Here is a 1,539-nt window from a genome sequence, read left to right as displayed (position 1 = left end):
GATCAAAATGAGATGGCCCTTATATTCGATGAAGTCATTACAGGTTTCCGCCTCGGACCACGAGGAGCTCAAGGCCATTTCGATATTCCAGCAGATATCGCAACCTACGGTAAGATTATCGGTGGAGGTATGCCAATTGGTGTTATTGGAGGCAAGTCCAAGTATATGGACGCCTTAGATGGTGGCCAATGGCGATATGGTGATGACTCATCGCCCGAAGTTGGCGTAACCTACTTTGCGGGAACCTTTGTACGCCACCCACTCGCGATGGCTGCAGCAAATGCAGTATTAGATAAACTAATAGCCGAGCCTAGCATACAGCAGGATTTGGGCAACAAGACCGCTGCAATGGTCGAGCAAATGAACCTGTACGCAAGCCAACGACATGCTCCGATCAAAGTCGTGAACTGCCAGTCCCTATTCCGTTTTAAAATTCCCCAAGATATCGCTTACGAGGAACTAATATTTACGCTGTTGAGAGAAAAAGGAATCCATATATGGGATGCACGCCCATGTTTCCTTACCACAGCTCATAGTGATGAAGATATCGCTGCAATCATTAAAGCTTTTGAGGAAGCCGTCGACGAAATGCTGTCGTTAGGATTCTTTCCCGAGCTCGATCCTAGCAAAAACACGAACACCCAAAACACTGAAGAAACGGCGCCATTGCAAAACACTCCGCCAGTTCCAGGAGCTAGATTAGGAAAAGATTCCCAAGGAAAGCCAGCATGGTTCATAAAGGACCCTGAACAACCTGGAAAATACAGAATGCTAGAGCAAAACTAATGACCAGCCAAATCAAGACCATACAATCTGTTTCGGTAGATTTCGACCCCTTTGCTGATCAAAAACCGACCCTGATAAAATCGGTTCCGTCCACGGCAGCACAACTTGAAATATGGTCGTCTGTCCTGATGGATCCAAAGGCTTCAAGTGCTTTTAACGAATCCTTTACCTTAAAGTTTAAAGGAGAGCTCAGAGTGCCTGCTCTCATCAATGCACTTGAGCTAACCGTTGCAAGGCATGATGCTCTCAGAGCCAGTTTTTCTGAAGATGGCACAAGCTTTAGAGTATTCGACTATCAGGAAATTCAATGCGGCTTAGAAAATATTGAAAAACAAGCTCTTGAAGAACTTATTGAAAGCGAAGCCCGCGAGCCTCTGGACCTAGTCAATGGCCCTTTATTCAGAGTTCGCTTACTGAAAGAGTCGGATACCTGTCACTACCTGATATTCACTGCTCATCATATTATTTGTGATGGCTGGTCTCTTGGCATCGTGATCGCAGATTTGTCAGCCTTTTACAATAGCACCGTAAAGGGAAATTCGGCTGATTTAGAAGAAGCATACTCTTTTGTTGATTTTGCAGGTCAATCTTCAGAGAACGAGGACAAACAATATTGGCTAGATAAATTTTCAAAAAGAATTCCCGATTACGAGCTTATATTAGATAAAGACCGCCCCAAGAATAGAACCTTCAATGCGCGCCGAATAGATGTTGATGTCGACCTAGATCTAATCACTGAAATTAAGAAAAGTG

Annotated in this window: 2 protein-coding genes; both read left to right on the top strand. The window is 44.4% G+C overall.

Annotation, left to right across the window (positions count from 1 at the left end):
* Positions 1-786 (top strand): aminotransferase class III-fold pyridoxal phosphate-dependent enzyme (locus tag A3729_RS11730; protein WP_156497905.1); only part of this gene is annotated, 786 nt, incomplete at its 5' end.
* Positions 786-1,539: condensation domain-containing protein (locus A3729_RS11725; protein WP_197475810.1), on the top strand; the 754-nt coding region annotated here is incomplete at its 3' end. The genes A3729_RS11730 and A3729_RS11725, both read left to right, overlap by 1 nt.

It is taken from the genome of Oleiphilus sp. HI0043, from assembly GCF_001634935.1.
This window is presented reverse-complemented; position numbering and strand designations above follow the sequence as displayed.